This window comes from Pseudoalteromonas arctica (assembly GCF_012927645.1).
GTDB lineage: Bacteria > Pseudomonadota > Gammaproteobacteria > Enterobacterales > Alteromonadaceae > Pseudoalteromonas > Pseudoalteromonas arctica_A.
Map to the genome: position 1 here is coordinate 33,336 of NZ_JABBMT010000008.1, position 22,356 is coordinate 55,691.

General features: G+C 40.3%; 17 protein-coding genes, 1 pseudogene and 1 riboswitch. Of the genes and pseudogenes, 13 read left to right on the forward strand and 5 right to left on the reverse strand.

The annotated features are described in order from the left end of the window. Positions 1 to 164: 164 nt before the first annotated feature. Positions 165 to 2,681 (reverse strand): zinc-dependent metalloprotease, encoded by a 2,517-nt coding sequence (locus tag HHO47_RS07100; RefSeq protein WP_169019668.1) that lies wholly within the window; start codon positions 2,679 to 2,681, stop codon positions 165 to 167. A gap of 278 nt (positions 2,682 to 2,959) precedes the next feature. Here HHO47_RS07100 and HHO47_RS07105 point away from each other — a divergent pair, with 278 nt between their 5' ends. From HHO47_RS07105 to HHO47_RS07120, 4 genes are all read left to right on the forward strand, one after another. After that, a complete protein-coding gene (locus tag HHO47_RS07105; RefSeq protein ID WP_169019669.1) occupies positions 2,960 to 4,138 on the forward strand; it encodes an efflux RND transporter periplasmic adaptor subunit in 1,179 nt (392 codons plus the stop codon). Between the two features lie 15 nt (positions 4,139 to 4,153). Beyond that, on the forward strand, positions 4,154 to 7,324 hold the full coding sequence (locus tag HHO47_RS07110; RefSeq protein WP_169019670.1) for an efflux RND transporter permease subunit: 3,171 nt from the start codon (positions 4,154 to 4,156) through the stop codon (positions 7,322 to 7,324). A gap of 129 nt (positions 7,325 to 7,453) precedes the next feature. Further along, positions 7,454 to 7,546, forward strand: a riboswitch (cyclic di-GMP riboswitch). A 119-nt stretch (positions 7,547 to 7,665) separates the two neighbouring features. Continuing rightward, positions 7,666 to 8,232 (forward strand): chitin-binding protein, encoded by a 567-nt coding sequence (locus HHO47_RS07115; protein ID WP_169019671.1) that lies wholly within the window; start codon positions 7,666 to 7,668, stop codon positions 8,230 to 8,232. A gap of 61 nt (positions 8,233 to 8,293) precedes the next feature. Further along, positions 8,294 to 10,411: a S9 family peptidase gene (locus HHO47_RS07120; protein WP_211183640.1), complete on the forward strand. Its 2,118-nt coding sequence runs from the start codon at positions 8,294 to 8,296 to the stop codon at positions 10,409 to 10,411. 183 nt (positions 10,412 to 10,594) lie between these two features. On the opposite strand, the gene HHO47_RS07125 is transcribed toward HHO47_RS07120, so the two are convergent. After that, a complete protein-coding gene (locus HHO47_RS07125) occupies positions 10,595 to 11,068 on the reverse strand; it encodes a Dps family protein (protein WP_169019673.1) in 474 nt (157 codons plus the stop codon). A 364-nt stretch (positions 11,069 to 11,432) separates the two neighbouring features. Between HHO47_RS07125 and HHO47_RS07130 the strand changes: the two genes are divergently transcribed. Continuing rightward, entirely contained in the window at positions 11,433 to 11,642 is a 210-nt protein-coding gene (locus HHO47_RS07130; RefSeq protein ID WP_169019674.1) for a hypothetical protein, read from the forward strand. Here the strand turns inward: HHO47_RS07130 and HHO47_RS07135 are convergent. After that, entirely contained in the window at positions 11,639 to 12,235 is a 597-nt protein-coding gene (locus HHO47_RS07135; protein ID WP_169019675.1) for an alpha/beta fold hydrolase, read from the reverse strand. The genes HHO47_RS07130 and HHO47_RS07135 overlap by 4 nt on opposite strands. 28 nt (positions 12,236 to 12,263) lie before the next feature. Continuing rightward, positions 12,264 to 12,800, reverse strand: a complete 537-nt coding sequence (locus HHO47_RS07140; protein ID WP_169019676.1) for a YaeQ family protein — start codon at positions 12,798 to 12,800, stop codon at positions 12,264 to 12,266. Positions 12,801 to 13,196: 396 nt separating this feature from the next. On the opposite strand from HHO47_RS07140, the gene HHO47_RS07145 reads away from it, so the two are divergent. The 4 genes from HHO47_RS07145 to HHO47_RS07155 all read left to right on the forward strand — a co-directional run bounded on the left by HHO47_RS07145 (position 13,197) and on the right by HHO47_RS07155 (position 16,169). After that, entirely contained in the window at positions 13,197 to 13,715 is a 519-nt protein-coding gene (locus HHO47_RS07145) for a DUF1016 N-terminal domain-containing protein (RefSeq protein ID WP_248290944.1), read from the forward strand. A gap of 50 nt (positions 13,716 to 13,765) precedes the next feature. Further along, a complete protein-coding gene (locus HHO47_RS19290) occupies positions 13,766 to 13,882 on the forward strand; it encodes a DUF1016 domain-containing protein (RefSeq protein WP_248290948.1) in 117 nt (38 codons plus the stop codon). A 149-nt stretch (positions 13,883 to 14,031) separates the two neighbouring features. Next, entirely contained in the window at positions 14,032 to 14,838 is an 807-nt protein-coding gene (locus HHO47_RS07150) for a TdeIII family type II restriction endonuclease (protein WP_169019677.1), read from the forward strand. An 86-nt stretch (positions 14,839 to 14,924) separates the two neighbouring features. Then, complete coding sequence (locus HHO47_RS07155) at positions 14,925 to 16,169, forward strand: DNA cytosine methyltransferase (protein WP_169019678.1); 1,245 nt, start codon at positions 14,925 to 14,927, stop codon at positions 16,167 to 16,169. A 12-nt stretch (positions 16,170 to 16,181) separates the two neighbouring features. On the opposite strand, the pseudogene HHO47_RS07160 reads toward HHO47_RS07155, so the two are convergent. Beyond that, positions 16,182 to 16,382: pseudogene (locus tag HHO47_RS07160) on the reverse strand (IS3 family transposase); the annotation flags it as partial. A gap of 238 nt (positions 16,383 to 16,620) precedes the next feature. On the opposite strand from HHO47_RS07160, the gene ylqF reads away from it, so the two are divergent. From ylqF to HHO47_RS07180, 4 genes are all read left to right on the forward strand, one after another. After that, positions 16,621 to 17,574 (forward strand): ribosome biogenesis GTPase YlqF, encoded by a 954-nt coding sequence (gene ylqF / locus HHO47_RS07165; protein WP_169019679.1) that lies wholly within the window; start codon positions 16,621 to 16,623, stop codon positions 17,572 to 17,574. Between the two features lie 617 nt (positions 17,575 to 18,191). After that, positions 18,192 to 19,838 (forward strand): methyl-accepting chemotaxis protein, encoded by a 1,647-nt coding sequence (locus tag HHO47_RS07170; protein ID WP_169019680.1) that lies wholly within the window; start codon positions 18,192 to 18,194, stop codon positions 19,836 to 19,838. Positions 19,839 to 20,118: 280 nt separating this feature from the next. After that, positions 20,119 to 21,360, forward strand: coding sequence for an OprO/OprP family phosphate-selective porin (locus HHO47_RS07175; RefSeq protein ID WP_169019681.1), 1,242 nt, complete (start codon positions 20,119 to 20,121; stop codon positions 21,358 to 21,360). Positions 21,361 to 21,372: 12 nt separating this feature from the next. Next, positions 21,373 to 22,356, forward strand: a complete 984-nt coding sequence (locus HHO47_RS07180) for a tripartite tricarboxylate transporter substrate-binding protein (protein WP_169019682.1) — start codon at positions 21,373 to 21,375, stop codon at positions 22,354 to 22,356.

A 22,356-nucleotide genomic window follows, 5' to 3' on the forward strand; every position in this document is an offset into this window, starting at 1 on the left:
TGAAACGACGTTTACTTGTCGCCAAGCCGATGGTCATTGTGTTTTGCATAATGTAATAGTGCAATAATAAGATCTAACTGATTATTTTTTAATTATTATAGTTCGATATCGAAAATAAAAAAGCCGCACTTATAAAGTGCGGCTTGGTATATCTGCGTTGTTGATTATGCTTCGAGCGCTTTATTGATTAGGCGGTCGATATACTTTTTATGTGCTTTAGTTGCTGTGTCAGCACCCCAAGGTGTGCTGTTATCAGCAATTTGAGTTAATTGATAAAGTGCCGCTGTTTTAGCGAGATTATCATGCTGACTCGGTTTGCTTAGGCCTGCAATAGCTATTAGCTGATTCACGTATTCGATCTGTAAATTATGGCTAATAGAATTTGCCGTTTTGCTTTCGACAAAAATACTTGCCGTTAAATCGTTCATAAACTGATTTAAGCTATATTCATTACCGTAAAGTGAGGTATCTGAAATACGTTGCATTACGGCTGGATGTAATAGCTGTGAAAGTACCGACTTCTGCATACCTAAAATCATTTTGTGTGGTTTAGGATCTTCATTTTTACCGTAATGATTAAAGCCACGACGTTGTTGTTGCATGTAGTTATAAAGCGGCTTCATGCTACTTAGTACAGCAGGGGCAAATACATTTTTAGCTAAAATTTGCATTGCTTGTTGCTGGCGCTCCAATGGTACAGGAGTAAATGGTGCAATAGCATCACTAGCGCCGACAACAGCACGCTCTACGTAAACGCCACCAATTTGACGTGAAATGATATTTGCTTGAGTGCGGTATTGTCCAAATAAACTATTTGCAGAGGTCAGTAATTGCTGGTGAGATTCGCCTGCAACACGGGCTTTATCTTTTAGTTCAGTGAATAGCTTGTTGATCAAAGCCATACGATCAGCACCGTATGCTGCTGGGTTGGATGACATATCGCCAATCATGACGCGAGGATCGATATGACGACCTGGTGCACGCATATCATCGGCGTCGTTACCAAATGCAAGTTTGTGCTCGGTTGAGCGGGCCAGAATTGCCTCAAGACGTTGCTGCTCAGCAGTCTCATCAGTTAATGCTTGGCTGTAACCAAACTCAATTGCCCAATCATCATAAGGACCTGGTTTTGTTTGGAAAATATCTCCCTGGGTGACGCCAATTGGGGCGATATTCGCGGGAGCATAATCCATCACGGAGCCTGTAACGATGCCTTGTGTTTTTGCTTGGTCGTGAACCTCTTTCTCATCCCACAAGATAGATGATTTCATGTTGTGGTTTAGCCCTAATGTATGGCCTACTTCGTGAAGTACTAATTGAGTTAAGCCTTGGCGTAGTATTTCTTTATCTTCAATACTTGCTCCTGTAGATAAACTATTTGCAAGCATCATATTTTGTTGAATCTCATGACCTAACGAGCAATTCAGTTCACCGGTATTAGCAGGGCCATTACTGTGACTCATAGCGCCTTGTGTAAATAAGGTGTCGTAAATCCAACGGTTTTTCATAAATACAAACTCAAGCATAATATCTGAGCCAAGTATTTCACCGGTTAATGGGTTTGCTAGTGCTGGGCCGTAACCGCCAAATGGAGGTTTTGGTGATGAGGTCCAACGCAGTACGTTGTAATTAATATCGCCCGCATCCCAATCGGCATCATCAGGCTGGATTTTTACTTCAATCGCATTTTTGAACCCCGCTTTTTCAAATGAGCTATTCCATGCCAGAGTTGCATTTGCAATAGTGTCGCGCCACTCAATCGGGGTGGTATTTTCGATCCACCAAGTAATTGGTTTTACAGGCTCAGATAATGCAGCGCTTGGATCTTTCTTTTGTAAATCCCAGCGTTTGATTACATCTTTATACGGGGCCCAATCTGACGACGTCATTTGATCAAACTGATTGGTGAAATAACCAATACGTGCATCATCAATACGCGGTTGGTAACTATTTTTTGGTAATGCTACAAATGAATGTTGTATTTTTACTGATACGTTACGAGGATCACTGACTGCACTAGAGCCGCGAACACTGGGGCTGGCGTTTTCGAATACATAATCAACAACAACGTCTAAGTTGTTAGGGTAAGGACGCTGTTTGATTATACGTGATTTCTTATCGCTCAATTTGCCAACTTTGAAACGCTTTTTGGCATTTTTATCGTCAGGGTTTGGCCAAGGAGATACTTTATGCAGTGCCTCACTTAAAAATAGCGTGTTTACATTAAAAGCTATTTTCCCTTGTTCTTGTTTTTCAATTTTTATGCTGGCAAGCACTGCTTCACTAATGTTCGCATCAGCCGCTTTGGCGATAGCGCTATTCTCATCAAATTGATAGCGAGGCGTTTTACTTACGATATCAATACGATCAAAGTACTTTCTAAATTCAATTAGCTTAGTTTCACGGTATGCGCCGCGAAAGTGCCCCGCGTCGGTAACGCCATCAACAGTGTGAGCAAAATATACAAACGGGGTATCAAGTTGTGACTCATCAATAACCATTAGGTGCTCGCCGGTTTTCTCATCTTGATAGAGGCTAAATATCCCCGCAAACTCGGTTTTGTCTTTGATCAGCTCGGCAATGGTTTGGTCTTTTTTTTCGTCTTTTTTATCTGTGGCTAAAGCGTGGCCGCTGGTCGCTAAAGCTAAACTTAATGCTAGCGTAAGGGTTGTTAACTTCATTTTATACTCTTTGTTTTATTTGTTAAAAATCGTATTCAGTGTACCCAAATCGGCTTTGGATAAAACAAGTCTAAGATGAAATTCCAAAAATAATCATTAATATATTGATTTATATCTACTATTTTTTTGTATCAAAATATGACAAGTGATTTTGAAATAAGAGTTAAGCACTCTTGTATGAGGGTTTGAATTTTTGTAACAGTTCCTTACAAATGTCACGTTCATGTTTCATTCAGCTCTGTTATTATGGCTTTAGTAAAGCATTTAGGGGACTGATTATGCGAACAACGATATTAAAATGGACACTTCCATTTATCGCGCTTGGCTTAGGAATTGTTGGCTTTGCGGGAATTAATGCGATTGCCCAAGAGCCAGAAAAAAAAGAAGTTGTTGATACACGACCGGTTGTTAAGGTTGAGCCTGTGGCTGCTAATAACCATCAGGTTATCATTAATAGCTATGGTGAGGTTAGGCCATTGGAGAGCACGTATTTATCAGCACAAGTGTCGGGTGAAGTGGTTAGTTGGCATCCTAATTTTGTGGCTGGTGGGATTGTTGCTCGTGGTGAAACCTTATTCACTATTGAAAAAGATAACTATCAAGCCGCTTTATTACAAGCTGAAGCTGAACTTGCACAAGCTCAAGCGCAGCTCATCGAAGAGCAAGCGCAAGCACAAGTTGCAGCAGATGAAGTAAAACGCTTCCCAGGTAAAGAGCGCACAGCATTGTTTTTACGTGAGCCACAAGTGCTTAGCGCGCAAGCATCGGTTAAGTCAGCGCAAGCGCGATTAAAGCGTGCGCAACGTGATTTAGATAATTGCGAAGTAACAGCTCCTTATGATGCACTGATTGTAAGTCGTGATATTGGTGTGGGCCAATATGTAAATATGGGTACACAGATAGGCGAGTTAAATAACATTGAAACAGCCGAAGTGATTATTCCTATCGCGGGTTTTGATAGTGTATTTTTACCTGAACGAGTCAAAGGTATTACAGCAACGGTAATTAAAACTGGTTTACACGGATTTACGCGTCAAGCTGTGGTGGATCGTGATTTAGGTATTATTGATAGCGCAACTCGTATGAGTAACTTAGTTGTTCGTATTGATGACCCATATGGTTTAGTAAATAAGCAGCAGGCAATTAAATATGGCAGTTATGTACAAGTCAATTTTGCTGGCACTATGCTTAATAATATCTATCGTTTACCGCAAGAGCTGGTGAATAACCAAATGGTATGGATTGTTAATGATGAACAACAACTTGAGCCACGTAAAGTGAAAGTGATCCGCGAAGAGGGCGAGTTCTTTTATATTAGCGATGGCTTAGAAGCTGATGATAAATTAGTTATTACCTTACCTGAGTATCCGCAAAAAGGCATGGCAGTGAAAATCGCTGATGTGCAGGATGTTAAAAAAGTTGATGCACTTGATAGTGCAACCAGTGAAAAACTATAAAAGGTAGACTGCGTTATGACTAACACTGAACTGCCAAATACACCAGACTCAACAGTTGAAAAGCAGACTGGTATTATTGCCTATTTTGCTAATAACTCTGTAGCGGCTAATTTAATGATGGTTTTCATTATAGTAATGGGGAGCATTAGTTTTTTAACCATCCAACGGCAAATGTTCCCGAACATTGAAATCAATTACATTACGATTGATGCGAATTATCCTGGCGCGTCACCGCAAGAGATGGAAGAAAGTATTCTCGTTAAGATTGAAGAATCTTTAAAAGATATTACCGAAATTAAAAAAGGGGTATATCGCGCATTTCGTAACGGCGGCAGCGCCCAGTTAGAAATCAATACTGATGCAGAGCTCACCGATGTATTGGATAAAATTAAGTTGCGGGTTGATGGTATCGCGACTTTCCCCGCAGGAATGGAACCGGTCACTATCAGTCAAATTGAATTTCGTCAAGATGTAATAGGCATGACATTAGTTGCCGACCTCCCACTGAATGAGCTCAAACCGATAGCTAACCGGATTGAAGATGAGCTGTTACAGCTATCCAATGTATCTTTGGTAGTCAATGATGTACCGCTGGATGAAATTGCCATAGAAATAGAACCCGATACATTACGTCAATATAATTTAACCTTATCGGATGTAGCGAACGCGGTGCGTCGCTATTCAGCTAACTTTTCGGCTGGACAATTAAAAACCGATGCTGGGGTCATTTCTGTTCGAGTTGAAAACCAACTGTATTCTGGTGAGGAGTTTCGTCAAATTCCAGTAAAAATTGGCAACAATGGTGCGAAAGTATTACTGCAAGATATTGCAATTATTAAGGATCAATTCACCGAAGGCGAACGTTACTTTAAGTTCAATGGCGAAAACGCCGTTTATTTATCAGTCAAAGCGACGGAAGAGCAAAGTATTATTCCTGTTGCGGATTCAGTTAAAGCGTTTCTTGATCAAAAAAATAAAGAGCTACCGCCGGGTGTGCGCTTAGAGCCATTAATGGATATGACTTACTATCTAAATGCTCGCTTAGACATGATGGTTAATAACCTGATCCAAGGTGCAATTTTAGTCGCGATTATGTTGTCATTATTCTTACGCTTTAAGCTTGCGCTATGGGTAATGGTTGGTTTACCGTTGTGTTTTTTAGGTGCCATGATGATGATGCCGTTATTTGGTGTCACTATTAATATATTGTCATTATTTGCTTTTATTATGGTGCTAGGAATTGTGGTGGATGACGCCATTGTTATCGGAGAAAGCGCCTACACCGAAATAGAGAAAAAAGGCGGCGGAGTTGTTAATGTGGTTAATGGCGCTAAAAAAGTCGCAACCCCGGCAACCTTTGGGGTGTTAACCACAGTTGCGGTATTTGCGCCATTTACGTTATCGACAGGCCCTGAAAGTGCATTCTTTTTTGGGATCTCGATCGTGGTTATATTGTGTTTAATATTCAGCTTAATAGAATCAAAGCTGATTCTACCTGCACATATTGCCCACACTAACTTCTCGCCAATTAAACCAGATAGCTGGCGAGCACGTTTTAATAAGCGCTTTTTTGGTTTTGTAAATGGACCATATCGACGCTTTATAGTGCGTTGTGTAGAGTGGCGTTGGGCGGTACTGTTCTCGTTTATTTCATTACTTATCGTCACTTTTGCCTTGATTGCATCAAACCATGTGCGTACTGGTTTTATGCCGAAGATCCCGCATGACTATCCGCAGATCAACTTAGAGATGAATGATAATGTCTCTGATATACAAACCATTGAGGCAATTCGTGAAATCGAAGCGATGGTGATTGCCGTTGATAAAGAGACTGAGCGGGAATATGGTCAAAAACTAATTAGAGATGTACTCGTGTTTAACCAAGGTCGTACTGAAGCGCAAATACTCGCACCATTAGTTGAAGAGGATTTACGTCCTTATAACGCGTTTGAGCTTTCTCGTCGTTGGCGTAAAGCGATGCCAACCATTGCTGGTGTTAAGTCGCTTGTTATTTATGACGATGTGAATACGCAAGGTGGTAATAATGGTGAGTTTGGTTACTTGCTTTATGGCTCAGATATCGACACTTTAAATGATGCCGGGCGTCGTTTTATTCAATTATTGCAGCAGCAAGACGGTTTATTTGATATTAGCTCAACCATCGATCCAGCAAGTAAAGAAGTGCAAATGAGTTTAAAGCCTGTGGCTTATGATCTTGGTTTAGACTTAGCTTCAATAGCAAACCAAGTTGGCGCAAGTTTTTACGGTGGTGAAGCACAGCGTGTAATTCGCCGCGGTGAAGAAGTGCGGGTGATGGTGCGTTATCCAAAACTAACTCGCGAAGCGTTTTCGTCGCTCAAGCATGCAGTTATCAGCACACCGCAAGGTAAAGAGGTGTTACTTGGTGATGTGGTTGAGCTAACCGAAACACCTGGTATTAGTTATATTCGTCGTGAAGGCGGTTATCGCACTGTTTATGTTTACGGCAACATAGACGAAGAAGTGATTGAGCCAAATGAAGTAATTACACAAGTAAAAGAAAAGCTATTACCTCAACTCAAAGAAGAGTTTCCAAGTGTTAAATCAGAGCTTGGCGGTGCTATTGAAGAGCAGCAATCACAAGCTAATCAGCAAAAGATGTTCTTTTTTGGTGGCATGATTTTAGTATATATCTTGTTGGCTGTACCTTTGAAAAGCTATGCGCAACCTTTGATTGTAATGTCGGTGATCCCGTTTAGTTTGACGGGGGCTGTATGGGGGCATTATTGGTTTGGCTTAGATCTAACCTTAATGTCGGGCTTTGGTATCATTGCCGCAGCGGGTGTGGTTATTAATGATTCGCTGGTTATGACTGACTTTGTTAACCAAGCTCGCCGTGAAGGTATCGCTATTAAAGATGCGGTGATAGAGGCCGGTTGTGCACGCTTTAGACCTATATTGCTGACATCAATCACGACCTTTGCGGGCGTATTGCCGATTATGTTTGAAACCAGCTTACAGGCTAAATTTGTAATACCTATGGCTGTAGCGCTTGGATTTGCAGTAATGTTTGCAACCTTAATCACGTTAATATTAGTACCGTGTTTGTACATCATAATGAGCGATGTAGGTAAGGTGTTTAAAGCTTTGTTCACTATGATTGGGCGCTTATTTAAACGTAGAAAAGTACAGCAATTAGATAGTTAGTTTAATTCGTTATTACACACCTTAAAAGCCAATATATGATGTATTGGTTTTTTTAACATGCCTAAGTATTGGTTTTTATTTTCTGCTACCTTCTTTAGTTTGATATTTGAGCAATGTCAGATTATACTCACGCTGTTTTGGCAAACTAATCGAAAGGTTAGGACGCAAAGTTTCCGGTCTAAGGTTTTAGTGTGCTAAAACTAAGATAGCGGGGCCGTTGCACAGGGTAATATTAGCCTCACTGTGTGTCATCAGCCCTACAATATAGTTAAAAAGTATTTCTTTTATCCAATAAATACTGGATAGTACCTATTAGATGTTATTAAGGTGTTGCTTTGTTTATGCATACGTCATTGGCCTGTGGAAATTGGATGCCAATAGGTTGTCTCAATCATCATACCCAATTATTTGTTGGTGATATGGTGACAGTGACCTTTTATGACACGCAAGGAGAGCTAGTCGATTTATCATTTAAATATGAAATTATCACCGAAGAACAAGGTGGACCACATAATTGGCCGCGTTTTGTCGCTGAATATATTAATACCCATATACCACTAGTTGCAGCGGGAAGAATGACTGAGCAAGGCTTGGTTGTTGCTTATCGTTCCAATCAGATCTATACACTTGAAGGTTGCGGGATTACTCGTGCGGAATTAACGTTTAAATGTATTGCTAAATGCGATGATTGCCAAGCTGTTAAGCCTGCATATGACTATATCTACCCTGAAAAATGCAGTGCTTATAATGCGGGTGTAAAAGTGTTACAGCCAAAAACAGGCTTAATTTATAAATGCAAACCTTGGCCTTTCAGCCAGTTTTGCAATGTCAAAGAAGAAAACAACCCGCTATACGAGCCTGGTGTAGGCGAAAGTTGGCATCTGGCTTGGCAGCAAATCTCCCCTTAATACTAGTTAGCATGTTTCGGCCCACACTTTGAGTGGGCTTTTTTATGTACTTTTAAAAATTATGGTAAACTCCAGTCATTGTAATTTTTTTATTGGTTTTTCTGTGGCTTTATCAAACTTATCGTTGTCTTCTCTTCCTAATGCTCCTGTTGCACGTAAACAGCCGCACACGTTAACAACACACCAAAAAATGCGCACTGATGATTATTATTGGATGCGCGATGACGAGCGCACAGAGCAAACTATACTGACACATTTAGCTGCTGAAAATGACTATTGTGAGCAGCAGTTAGCGCCAATTAAGCCACTGCAAACCGCATTATTTGACGAGCTAAAAGACCGTATAGTTAAAGATGACAATACTTTTCCTGTTAAAGATGGTCAGTACTGGTATCACTCTGAGGTTCGTGGCGATGATGAATATTCTCGCCATTACCGTAGTCGTCAGATGGATGCGGCAGATAAGCAGCTACTGTTAGATGTAAATATACTTGCAGAAGGTTTTGAATTTTATGAATTAGGCGAGGTGGCAATTAGTCCTAATGAACAATTGTTGGCTTACTCTGAAGATACCGATGGTCGCCGCATCTATACCGTAAAGTTTAAAGCTATTGGTAACGATGATTTACTTGAAGATGTATTAGAAAACACCGAGGGCCAAATCGTTTGGGCAAACGACAATAAAACCGTATTTTATGTTAAGAAAGATCTGAAAACCTTACTCGGCTACCAAGTTTATCGCCATGTTTTAGGTACTAGTCAAGCGCAAGATATACTGGTTTATGAAGAGCAAGATCGTAGTTTTTTTATGGGTTTAGGTAAAAGCCGTGATGAGGGGCTGATCATTATTGATTTAGCGACCACTGAAACTAATGATACCTGGGTATTAGATGCCAATCAGCCACTTGGTGAATTTACCCAATTAATGCCACGCGAGGAAGGCCACGAGTTTGATGTTGATAAACTCGGCGATACGTTTTATATCGTGACCAATTGGCAAGCTAAAAACTTTCGTTTAATGACTGCAACAGCGGCAACTATTGCAGATAGAAATCAGTGGTTTGAACATACGCCTCACCGTGATAGCGTTTTATTAGAAGGCGTAGAGCTGTTTGATGATTTCTTGGTGCTTACTGAGCGTGAGCAAGGACAAACACGCTTTGTGGTCATTAATAAGCAACAGCAGCGTATGACCTTAGAATTTGATGATCCTTGTTATTATGCTGCCATTGCAATGAATCCTGAGCATGATACGCACGTAGCTCGTATTTATTACTCAAGCCTCACCACGCCAGGTTCATTATTTGCAGTAGACTTAAATAATGGTGACAAAACTTTATTAAAACAACAGCAAGTATTAGGCAGTTTTGATCCGCAAAACTATGCCTCAGAAAGATTAATGGTAACAGCGCGTGATGGTATTAAAGTGCCCGTGTCATTGGTTTATTGTAAAGAGTTATTTAAAAAAGATGGTACTAATCCACTGTTTCAATATGGTTATGGTGCTTACGGTATAACCATCGACCCGAGTTTTTCTAGTACCTCATTAAGCTTGCTCGACCGTGGTTTTGTGTATGCGATAGCACATGTTCGTGGTAGTGAAATGCTGGGACGTGATTGGTATGAGCAAGGCAAAAAGCAGTATAAACAAAACAGCTTTAACGACTTTATTGATGTAACCAAAGCATTAGTTGAACAAGGTTATGGTGCAAAAGATAAAGTGTTTGCTTCAGGCGGTAGTGCTGGTGGCTTACTAATGGGAGCGGTTGTTAACCAAGCACCAGCACTTTATTTAGGAATTGGCTGCCATGTGCCATTTTTAGATGTGCTAACCACCATGCTGGATGAATCAATTCCGCTCACTACCAATGAATACGATGAATGGGGTAATCCAAATGACCCTGCCTATTATGATATGATTGCTAAGTATTCACCATATGACAATATTACCGCACAGGCATACCCACATATTTTAGTGACTACCGGTTTGCATGATTCACAAGTGCAATATTGGGAGCCAATGAAGTGGGTGGCTAAAATGCGTGAATATAAAACTGACGACAACATTCTAGTATTCAAAACCGATATGGATGCTGGCCACGGCGGTGCATCAGGGCGTTTTAAAAGCTTAGAAGAAAAAGCATTAGAGATGGCTTTTTTTATTAGCTTAGCTAAATAAAGCCGTTTCTATCTGTAATTGAGCTTAGAGGTAGCGATATGGATGTGCAATTTTGTGTAAATGCCCAGAGCTACCTTGAGCAAAACCCTGAGCATCAGCACGTAAAAAATTGGCTGTAAGCAATAACCAACCAAGCCCCCAAGTAGGGCTTGGTGCTAATTGCTTAATTTGATGTATGACTACTTAATTTAAATATGCTTTAAGCATCCACACTAGCTTCTCTTGCTCAGTAATATAATCACCCATTAGTGAGGCTGTACCTTCATCTTGTGCATCACTTACTTGCTCTAAAATATCACGCTGCATTTTAATTAAGGTACTGTAACCTGCTAGTAAGTTTTCAACGGCAGTTTCACCATCACTAATATTTTTAGCTTCTTTAATTTTGCTGATCTCTAAGTAATCAGAAAATGCATGCAGTGGCGCACCATCAAGGGTAAGAATACGCTCTGCTATTTCATCAACTTTTAATAGTAGTAGGTTATAAATTTCTTCAAATTTAACGTGTAACTCAAAAAAGTTACGTCCTTTAATATTCCAATGAAAACCACGGGCATTCATATACTGAATTTGATAACTACTTAGCAGGGTATTTAGTGACTTTACGATATCTTTACTTTTCGCACTGTTAAGACCGATTGCGTTTACCTGTGACATATTACTCTCCTTAAATAAACTGATAAGTTATTTTCGAATGACTGATAGTAAGTATCAGCCATTATTGATGAACTGTAAAATAGTTAGAATCGATGATAGCCATAGTTTTTATCTATCAACAAACCACTCAAATAAAACTCGTTACTTTAGTAGTCATAACCGTAATAGAAGTGGGTGCCAAACTTTAAAAATCTACCCCTAAGAGAAAAATAACTGATATTTCCTTAAAGATAGAACAAAACCATGATCCAGAACAAACTTTATAATTACGCTTTTTTACTGCTTGCTAGGGTTTGATTTAGGTCAAAATCGGAGTTTTTAGTTGGCGCATAATCAACCTAGATTAATTAGATGGAGAGATAACATGCAGGCTAAAACAAGCAAAGAAAATAGATTTGAGCTAATTGTCATTGGTATCGCGTTGTTGGCATTTGTAGTTGGTTTAGTGGGTCATTTAGCGGGAGCAAGCTTTGCTAACTTTGATACCTTTGGTTATATTGCAGCGCCAATACCACTGATCTTAGCAATCATCGCATTTGTTGCCTATAAAATAGCTGCGAGTGCAGAAGATTAAACCAACAACTCAACAATATAATTCATCACTTGGCGTGAGTAGATCATACCGGTGTGACTTAAATGAAACACCTTATGTTCTGCCATGCCATTGAGCTTGGTTTCGTCAAGTAATACAGTACCATCGGATTGACTGCCTTTGGCAATTAGCGGCATGAGCCCGATCGGTAAGTCGCCGGCAATACTATAAAGCTTAGCGCTAAACGGCCAATCCCCATTTTCGGTGAGTAGAAATTCTACACTGTTTTTCAAAAATACATCAAAGCCTTTTTGCTGCATTCTGCGGGCTATATGGCTGCCCTTATGCGGTGTGCCTAAAGTAATAACTTTTGTTACGTTTTGGCTTTGCTCTGAATTTGCAGCAAGGTATGCACGCGCCACCAGTCCGCCCATTGAATGACAAACAAGGGCTGTATTTTTATCATTAATAAAATTATCAATCTGTTTAAAAATAGCGGCGCGATCGGGAGACAATGTATTATAAGAGAGGTTGAGAATATCCAACCCAAACTTTTCGAGTTGCGAGCATAAAGGGCGCATTACAAAGCCAGACATATACAATCCGTGTAATACCACAACGCGTTTAACAGTCATACACCCTCTTAATTTATCGAACTTACAATTACATTAATTGTACTGGTTTTATCTCAATGTTCACTGAATCAGAGCTCACCCATACATCACCATCTTGAACCGTAATTGTTAGCGATATATTGCGATCCACTAATGCCGCAAGAGCTTGTGTTGCTGCAAAGTCTAAACTAAAAATGCTTAAATTTTTAAACTCATACAATTTAGGTTGATGCTTTTGCCACCAAATTGCTTGGTTGTTTTCACCATAAGTGTATAGCACCACTTTTTTAGCTTTATTACAGGCTTTTTTCAGGCGCTTTTCATCTGGAAGGCCAAGCTCAATCCACAGCTCAATCTCATCGCTGTAGTTTTTGTGCCACACTTCTGGCTCATCGTCAGCCGACAACCCCTTGGTAAACTCAAGACCATCACAGGCATTAAGTGCATAGGCAAGCAAGCGGATCATCAGTCGTTGTTCGTTTTCAGACGGATGCTGCGCCAAGGTTAAATTAAAGTCTTGGTATACGTGGCGGTCCATATCGCTGAGCGATAACTGCGCTTTAATAATCGTCGATTTAAGAGCCATAACAGTTTATTTGAAAAAATTTGCGTCAGTATAGCGCAATTCAAGGCTGGTACTTGTAAAAATAGTACATATACCTAAGTCACTAAAGCTCTGTTACTACCTGAGCTTCTATGCCGCACTTACTAAAAGCGATATTATGTGTGTTTTGCAGCACTAAGTTGAATGTTCGGTAACTTTCTCATGCTCTACTTTTATTCACCGTGAGAAATAAAGCAATAAGTGGCTAAATACTAACGTGCCAAGAGCTTGTTAAAGATTATCAAGATAGAGAATGGATAGAAGATTTATTGGAGAGCGCTTAATGTCAAAACTCACTGTTGAACCTGAACTGTTTTCAGATATCTAAACTAAATTACCCAAGCCAAGCAGCAAGCTGCGGTTAATGCATCATTAACCATGCTGTATTGGAAAATTGGTCAACGTATTAACCAAGCGGTATTAAAAGGTGAACGCGCTGAGTACGGTAAGCAGGTTATTGCTAACTTATCGGCCCAACTTAGTAATGAATTAGGCAAAGGCTGGGGCAAGCGTAATTTGCAATATATGGTGCAATTTTACGAAACATTCCCTGAGCAACAGATTGTGCACGCACTGCGTGCAAAATTTAGCTGGACGCATTTTAAACAAATAATTCATTTAAAAGATCCTCTACAGCGTGAGTTTTATGCGCAAATGTGTGCGGTAGAAGGTTGGAGTGCGCGCACCTTAGATGATCGCATTAACAGTATGCTATTTGAGTGCACGGCGTTGTCTAAAAAGCCAGAAGAGTTAATAAAAATAGAGTTACAAAAGTTAGCTTCGCAACAACCTGTTTCTGAGGCGTTGCTGCTTAAAGACCCATACGTATTAGATTTTTTAGGACTGAATGACCATTACCTCGATTTATTGTTTTATAACCGTCAACTCAGCGTTTAGTGGCGATTGATTTAAAACTAGGGAAGTTCAAACCCCACTATAAAGGCCAAATGGAGCTCTACTTACGCTGGCTAGATAAATATGAACGCCAAGCGGGTGAGCAAGCACCGCTGGGCATTATTTTGTGTGCGCAAAAAACCAAGAGCAAATCGAATTACTGGTTCTGAACATTTTTATCAGCGGTTGGTTGTTGGGCTTGATAGAATCATTACAGATATGCCAACAGACAATTCCTTAGAGGTAGGCTGTAAAAAGCTAGAAGATGAAATAAAAGCCTCTCGGATATTGGATTTATAAACCTATAAAGGAACTTATTTTGACGGAAAATGATATAAAAAAAATTGTTAGAGATACAATAGTCACTAGTATTCAAAACTTTGCAAAAAATTCTTTAAAGAAAAAGCCTAAGTTCCAAATTTTAGATCTTTTGATACCAAAAGAAAGAAAAATACGATCAATAGTCGGTGGTCTTGAAGGTTCGTTAGGTACAACATTATGGGAGCCTTTGGGAAAGGCATTAGCAGCCCAAAATGGATTTAATGTTATTCACCAGGATTTAATGTGCCCTTCAAATATGCCTGCGGCATTGAGCAATACTGTTGAATCGATTAAAGAGGACAGAAATGCTGAGGGTGGGTTATACGATGCTAAATCGAGCCATGAGGCGATAAAAAGGGTTTGCCAAAATTATAAAATAAATCCTATAGATAGCTTTAAAAAACCAAAAAGTGGCCGTGGAGTCGATATCTGGCTTGAAAAAGATGGTGTTAATTATTTTTTTGATACAAAAACAGTTCAGCCGAATCTATCAACTTTGACTGGGTGTTTAGATCAGGTTATTGGTTGGTATTCATTTTATTATTCAAAGCACCCGGAGGGAACCGCTATAGGGCGTATAGTTTTCCCTTACAATCCGACACCTGAAAAGTCTTTTTGGAAAGGAGTAATTGGTGGTGGTAAGCCTTTAGAGCCATTTGAAGAGGCTTGGGTTGAGGATGAGTTTTGGGACTTTTGTTCTGGTCATGAGGGAACATATTCAATAATAAAAAAAGCATTTCATGAGATTAGAGAGAGCGGAGAGTTAAAAGAAGTTTTGGATGAACTTTTGGCAGATAATTTATAATAAATTATACGTCAAACCTGGTCCTTTTCTTATAAGTACTGTATACTTGATCAGTTGTTAAAGTTATTTAAGGTTGGAAGCGTCATATGTTTGATGTCCAAGAAAAATCATATAACCAGTTTAGTCTTGAAATGTTGGCAGATATATTATCACTGCCCAAGAGGGCTATTGAAACTAGGATTAAAAAGGGTGAACTTAGAGCCTGCTCTGAAGGTTTCATTGATAAAACCCAAGTGCAACACTTCCCGGAAGTAAGAAGTTTTCAAAATTCCACATGGGATGAAGAGTTAAAGGTTAAGCCTGTGAGGCCTTTTAGCTTAGTTGAGCTTTTTGCTGGTGGGGGAGGGCTTGCTCTGGGTATGGAGCAAGCTGGTTTTAAAAGTCTTTTATTAAATGAGTTAGACAAACATGCTTGTTCAACCCTTAGGTATAATAGACCTGATTGGAACGTTGTTGAGGGTGATATTTCTAAAGTCGATTTTACTTCTTTTGAGGGGGAAGTTGATGTTTTAACTGGTGGGTTTCCCTGCCAAGCTTTTTCTTATGCTGGAAAAAGCTTGGGTTTTGAAGACACTCGAGGAACATTATTTTTTGAAATGGCGAGAGCTATCAAAGAAATAAAGCCTAAAGTTATTATGGCTGAAAATGTAAGAGCTCTTCTTACACATGATGATGGCAAGACGTTAGAAACAATTAAAAATGTTATTAGCGAGCTAGGTTATAGTTTGATTGAGCCTAAAGTACTAAAAGCTATCTTTTATAAAGTACCTCAAAAAAGAGAGAGGTTGATTCTTGTTGCTATTAGAAATGACTTATATCCGAAAGCTGATTTTAAATGGCCCTCAGCTTACAAGAGGGTTATGACATTAAAAGATGCTTTCGAACAAGGTGAATTATTTGATAGCGATGTTCCCGTCTCGTGTGGGCAAAAGTACCCTCAACGAAAAGCAGAAATAATGAACATGGTGCCTCAAGGAGGGTATTGGAGAGATATAAAGGATATTGAAGTTCAAAAAGAGTATATGCAAAAAAGCTTTTATTTGGGCGGAGGTAAGACTGGTATGGCGCGAAGGCTTTCAATGAATGAGCCGAGTTTGACACTGACAACCGCACCAGCTCAAAAGCAAACAGAGCGATGTCATCCGATTGAGACTAGGCCTTTACAGACCCGTGAGTATGCAAGGATTCAGACCTTTCCAGATGATTGGTGTTTCCAGGGATCTATGTCCGCAATATATAAGCAAATAGGTAATGCAGTACCTGTTAATATGGCCGCAGCTCTAGGCAGATCATTGGTTAGCTTACTTAATAGCATTGAGTTAAAAAAATAGCCTTATAAAAAGCTACTTTTCTAACTCATTAATTTTAAATTCAAAATCATTTGGGCTTTGATACCCTAAGTAGGAATGTAATCGGTTACTGTTGTACCACATGGTTATGTAATTCATTACGTCCTGCTGTGCTTCATAGCGTGTTTCATAGTTTCTCCAATGAACACGCTCTTGTTTTAAACTACCAGAAATCGAAAAATTAACTAAATTATTATTCATGTGTTTATTTCCATAAGGAAAGCCATATTTGATGTTTTTATGGTAGTTTTTAGATGCAGCTAGTCAATCATTTTTTTATCAAATATGATTAAAGTTATGGTTTAATTATAAACTTATGCAATAGAACCAGTAAATGCTGTAAACTTAGAGGTATTAGTTGAGGTGATAAATCGAAATTATTCACCCAGTACCCCATGGTGTTATGGGTTGAAGTATAAGGTTTACATATCAAATGAGTAGAGCAGGAATACAGTGGTTCCCTGGGCATATGAATAAAGCCCGTAATGAAATTAAAGAAATAATGCCACAAATGGATGTGATCATTGAAGTGCTTGATGCGCGCATTCCTTACAGTAGTGAGAATCCAATGGTGACCACCTTGCGAGAAGGCAAGCCGGTTATCAAAATTTTGAACAAAGCTGATTTAGCCGATCCTAAAATGACGCAAGCGTGGAAAGATTACTTTGAGCAAGAAAATGGCGTAAAAGCAATTGCGTTTGGTAATGATAAAGCGGCTGAAGTTCATCGTATTAATGAGCTGTGTAAAAAATTAGTACCACACAAAGTTGGTGCTGATAAGCAAATTAAAGCCATGATCATGGGGATTCCTAACGTGGGTAAATCTACGTTAATTAATGTGTTGGCGGGTCGTATTGTTGCAAAAACAGGTAATGAGCCCGCGGTTACTAAAGCGCAGCAACGTATTAAACTTGAAGATGGCATTATGCTTTACGATACACCGGGTATGTTGTGGCCAAAAGTTGAAAACGAAAACTCAGGCTACCGTTTGGGCGCGACAGGTGCGATACGTGATACGGCGCTTGATTATGAAGAAGTGGCCAGTTATACCGCTGAATATCTATTACATGCCTATCCTGAACTTTTAAAAGCGCGCTATAAAATTGATGAATTACCACAAAATGATTGGGAATTTGTTGAAATGGCGGGTAAAAAGCGTGGTTGTATTCGTGGTGGTAATCAAATTGATACGTATAAAATGTCTGAAATTCTAATTAATGAATTACGTGATGGCATTATTGGTCGTATCACTATGGAAACTCCTGCGATGCGCGAAGAAGAAGAAGTGATGGTTGCAGGTCTACGCGCTGCGGCTGAGGCTAAAAAAGCAGCTAAAGAAGAAGAGAAAAAACAACGCCGAGCACGAGCACGTAAAAACCGTCGGTAATGTTTACTTTAGTAATAATTTAGTTCGCTAAATTACAAACATAAAAAAAGCCCGTAAGGGCTTTTTTAGTTTCATATCTACCGTCACCGATATGAGCAATGTAGCAAGTAAAATAGTAGGGCGGTTACCCGTTATCAACATCAAGGGGCGTTGCGGTTAATAACAGGTAACCTTAGCTGTTTACGTGCGCCACACGTGTTTCAGGGTCGAGAAACAAATCAGTTTATTCCGTACAAGTCGTAGTACTTTGCCGTCTTGTTGATATTGATTATCAGTTAGATTGTCTGATCTGTCAATAGTCATTTGCAAATAATTCTCATTTAATTTCTTGTTGGTTTATATTTCAAGTAAAACAATTAGTTATGATTTAGTCTAATTATTTATTTCAATATATCCCCGTGATCAATAATGAAGATGCTTGATTTTTACAGTAATGAGGTCGTGATACTAACATGAACAAAATTGAACCGACCGCGGAGCAAAAAGTAGACTTTGAAGTCCTTCATGAAACTTTAGTTTATTTAGTTTATTTAGTTTATTTGTTTTTTTATAGACATAGGACTATGTTTATTTTAAACACACCCTCCCATTACCTGCAAACCAATAAGTGATCAAAAATGAGACAATTTATAAATAACCTTAGCTTTCGAGTTAAATTTGCTATTCCTGTTGTCGTTGCCTTAGTTATTTTTTCGGTGCTGTCGGGTTACGTATTGTATACGTTTAAAGAGCAAGCTCGGCTTAACAGCTTTATAAGCTTAGAGGTGCGAACGGTACTGGATGATCTTGAAGACGGCTATCGTGATCTCTTTCAGGTGAAAACGGCAGGTTTGAGCATGGTACTAGGACAAGGCGACAAACAAAATTATCGAGTACAGCTAGCAGAGTACCGAGATAATATAGCGCGTATTGACGCGCGCCTTTCTAGCCCATTAAAGCTGGTGAAGTCTGGCTACATTGATGCGATCAATGCACAGCGGATTACGAATATCAAAGCCGATGTCGCTATTTGGTCTCGTTACTACCAAGCACTTTTTAGTGATCACCAGCTTGCGTCTAGTTACTTAGCTGAGCATAAACAAGATATGGAAGCTGTGTTAGCGCGTATTCGTAACAATGTTACTAGCATGCGTGATGAAATAGATACCAAACTTACAAATTCTTTAATTGAAGTAACCGCTAATCAAGAGTCTGCTAGTTTTGCTTTACAGTCTGGTATTGTATTGAGCTTTGTTTTATCGATAGCTGCAACCTGGCTGCTTTCTACCGTTATTTTGGCGCCGTTAAAGAAAATGCAGTTAGCATTAGAAAACATAGCCAGTGGCCAAGGCGATCTCACGCAACGGTTAAACAGTGAGTCAAAAGATGAAATGGGTGCACTTGCGCGTTCGTTTAATACCTTTATCAGTAAAATTCATAACACAGTATTGGCGGTTGTCGGCTCGGCTGAACAGGTGCGCAATGAAACTGAAAGCTTACGCATTATTACTGCAAGTGTATTAAGTGAAGCCAGTAATCAGCAAATAGAAAGTGAGCAAGTGGCTGCTGCGGTAAATGAAATGAGTACGACCAGTGATAACGTAAGCCAAAACGCTAATGATGCGGCCAGTGCCACAAGTACTGCAAATAATGATGCCAATGTTGCCAAAGCCACAATCGAAGAAACCATTTCGTTAATTAATCAACTGGTGGCCGATATCTCGGCATCAAGCGACGTAATAAACACCTTAGAGCAGGATGTAATGAATATTGCCACTGTGCTTGATGTTATCCGTGGTATTGCTGATCAAACAAATTTGTTAGCGTTAAATGCGGCCATTGAAGCAGCTCGTGCGGGTGAGCAAGGGCGAGGTTTTGCGGTTGTTGCTGACGAGGTTCGTTCATTAGCTAGTCGCACGCAAGATAGTACTGGAGAGATCAACGCCATGATTGAAAAGCTCCAACAAGGCACTAATCAAGCGGTTGGTGCAATGCAAGCTAGTACCAAAAGTGGTCAACAAACGATTGAGCACTCCCGCGGTGCCGCGCAATCGGTGCAGCGTATTAACGACGCAGTCACCATTATTAACGATATGAATATGCAAATTGCCACCGCTGCCACGCAACAAAGCCAAGTGAGTGAAGATGTGAATATCAATGTGCAACGTATCGCTACATCAAGTGGCAATATGTTAGAAAAAGTGGATCAGGCTGAGCGTGCATGCCAAGCATTAGCACAACAGTGTCAACAGTTAGATAACCTAGTAAGCAACTTTAAAGTATAAGTATTATCAAAGGGGTGAATTACTTATCACCCCTTAATATGCCTTTTTTAGCTAAACCTCAAAAAATAATCAATTACTATCAATGAGTTATTGTTCTGTAGTTTTGTGTATATTGTGCATGATCTTTATGCGCTAAATGCATTTTAAGCAGAACAATGCAACTTAACTTCTAAATATTTCGTTAATCTGACGTTAATACTATGCTCAAAGACAGATAGCAGTGTGCAGTCGCTCATCTAACGACAACAAAATCATCAACAGATGTGGAGAGAACCAACCAATGAAAGCAAGTAACACACAATTGGCTTTAGCCATTGCAACAGCGCTAGCAAGTACCTCAGCATTCGCTGCCAATGACACTGAAAAATTACAGCAACAACTAGACGAACTACAAAAAGAGGTCGCTGCGCTGAAGAAGTCTAGCGGCTTTAATTTAGAATTTGGTGGTCGAGTGCAACTTGATTACAACTATTTTGATGGTGCATATAACGCAAATAATAACGGTGATGCGGGCGGTGACTTTTTCGCGCGTCGTATCCGTACTTATGTTGAAAGTGAGCATGGTAACTGGGATCACAAATTACTGCTTGAGTTTGCCGAAGGGACAGCAGAAATCGTGATGGCACGAGTTCGTTATAATTTCGATAATGGTCTAAAAATTAAAGCGGGTAAGATCCGTGAAGATATCACCTTAAACGGCTTAACGAGCTCTAAGCATATCAATACTATAGAGCGCAGTACGCTAGCCAATACCTTTTCGCCGTTCTTCCGTTGGGGAGCGTCAGCGTCTCAATACTTTAAAGACAGTGGTTTTCGTTATGCCGTTGGTGTTTATAAAAATGATGCCTTTGGTGCGACCGGTCATGACGAAGATGATCAACTAACACTCGCTGCAACGGGGCGTGTTACTTGGTCAAGCGCAGCTCCGGGCGATGTGATCCACTTAGGTGCGTGGCATTCATACCGTGATATGGGTGGTAATGAGTTAGGTGCGCGTTTTGCCCGTGGCGAAATACGTGAAACCAATGTGCGTCTTGTTGATTACGCGGTGGGTGGTAATGCCGTAGCATTGGATAGTTTGTCGCAAAGTGGTCTTGAGTTTGCGTATCAAGCAGATGCATTAACGCTAGAAGCTGAATACGCAAGCCGCACACTCGATGCTGTTAATGGCGCGGACCCGCTTGATGGCGAGCGTTATGATGGTTTTCATGTATCAGCAAGCTACTTCTTAGGTGGCGAGCAACGCAGGTACAAAGCCGGTTCAGCATTATTTGTCCAACCTAAAGGCATTAAAGATGCGTGGGAGCTTGTGGCTCGAGTATCAAAAATGGATGCAACAAGTAGCACACAAGGTACTGAAGTAACGACTTATACCCTAGGTACATCCTATTATATCAGCAGCGATATCAAATTTATGGGCAACCTGATCTACAGCGATGTAGAGGGCCCCGGCGTAACTGCGTTAGTGGGTGATGAAGACTCAGGTATGGGGTTTAGTGCGCGCATGCAGTATTTATTTTAGGAGTAAATTGATATGAACTTACTAAAAAAATCATTTAAATCATTTAAAACTACAGTTCTTGCGGCATCGTTAGTACTAAGCAGCCCGTTTGCCATGGCTGATATTCATTTTTTAGTACCGGGCGGCCCTGGTGGCGGCTGGGATACCACCGCCCGCGGTGTGGGTGAAGGTTTAGTGAAAGCGGGTATCGAAGATAATGCGTCTTTTCAAAATATGTCGGGCGGCGGCGGTGGCCGTGCAATCGCTTACCTGATTGAATCTGGCACTAAAAAAGGCGATATCTTAATGGTTAACTCAACACCTATCGTGTTGCGGGCATTAACCGGTAAAATTCCGTACAGCTACCGTGATTTAACTCCAGTTGCCAGCATGATTGCAGACTACGGTGCGTTTGTAGTACGTAACGATTCGCCATTTAAAACCTGGCAGGATGTGATCGCAGCAATGAAAGCTGATCCAGGCTCTGTAAAAGTAGCTGGTGGCTCTGCACGCGGTAGCATGGATCACTTAGTTGCAGCGCAAGCCGTTAAAGCGGCAGGCCTTGATGGACGTCGTTTGCGTTATATTCCTTATGACGCGGGTGGTAAAGCCAAAGCTGGGCTGTTATCTGGCGAGGTTAACCTACTCTCTACCGGACTTAGCGAAGCGTTAGAAGTCGCTAATGGCGGTCAAGCGCGTATTCTAGCTGTGACCTCTGGTGAGGCATTACCAGATTATCCACAAATTCCAACCTTGAAATCGCTTGGTTATGATATGGAGTTTGTTAATTGGCGTGGTTTCTTTGCGGCACCAAATTTACCGGCTGATAAACTTGCTGAATACACCGAGAAGTTACGTAAACTACAAACTACTCCTGAGTGGGAAGTGGTACGGGCACGTAATGGTTGGTTAAACCTATTTCAAGAAAAAGATCAATTTATAAAGTCGCTTGAGCAGCAAGAAGCACAGCTTAAAGTTGTAATGGCAGAGCTCGGCTTTATTCGTACGTTACGTTAA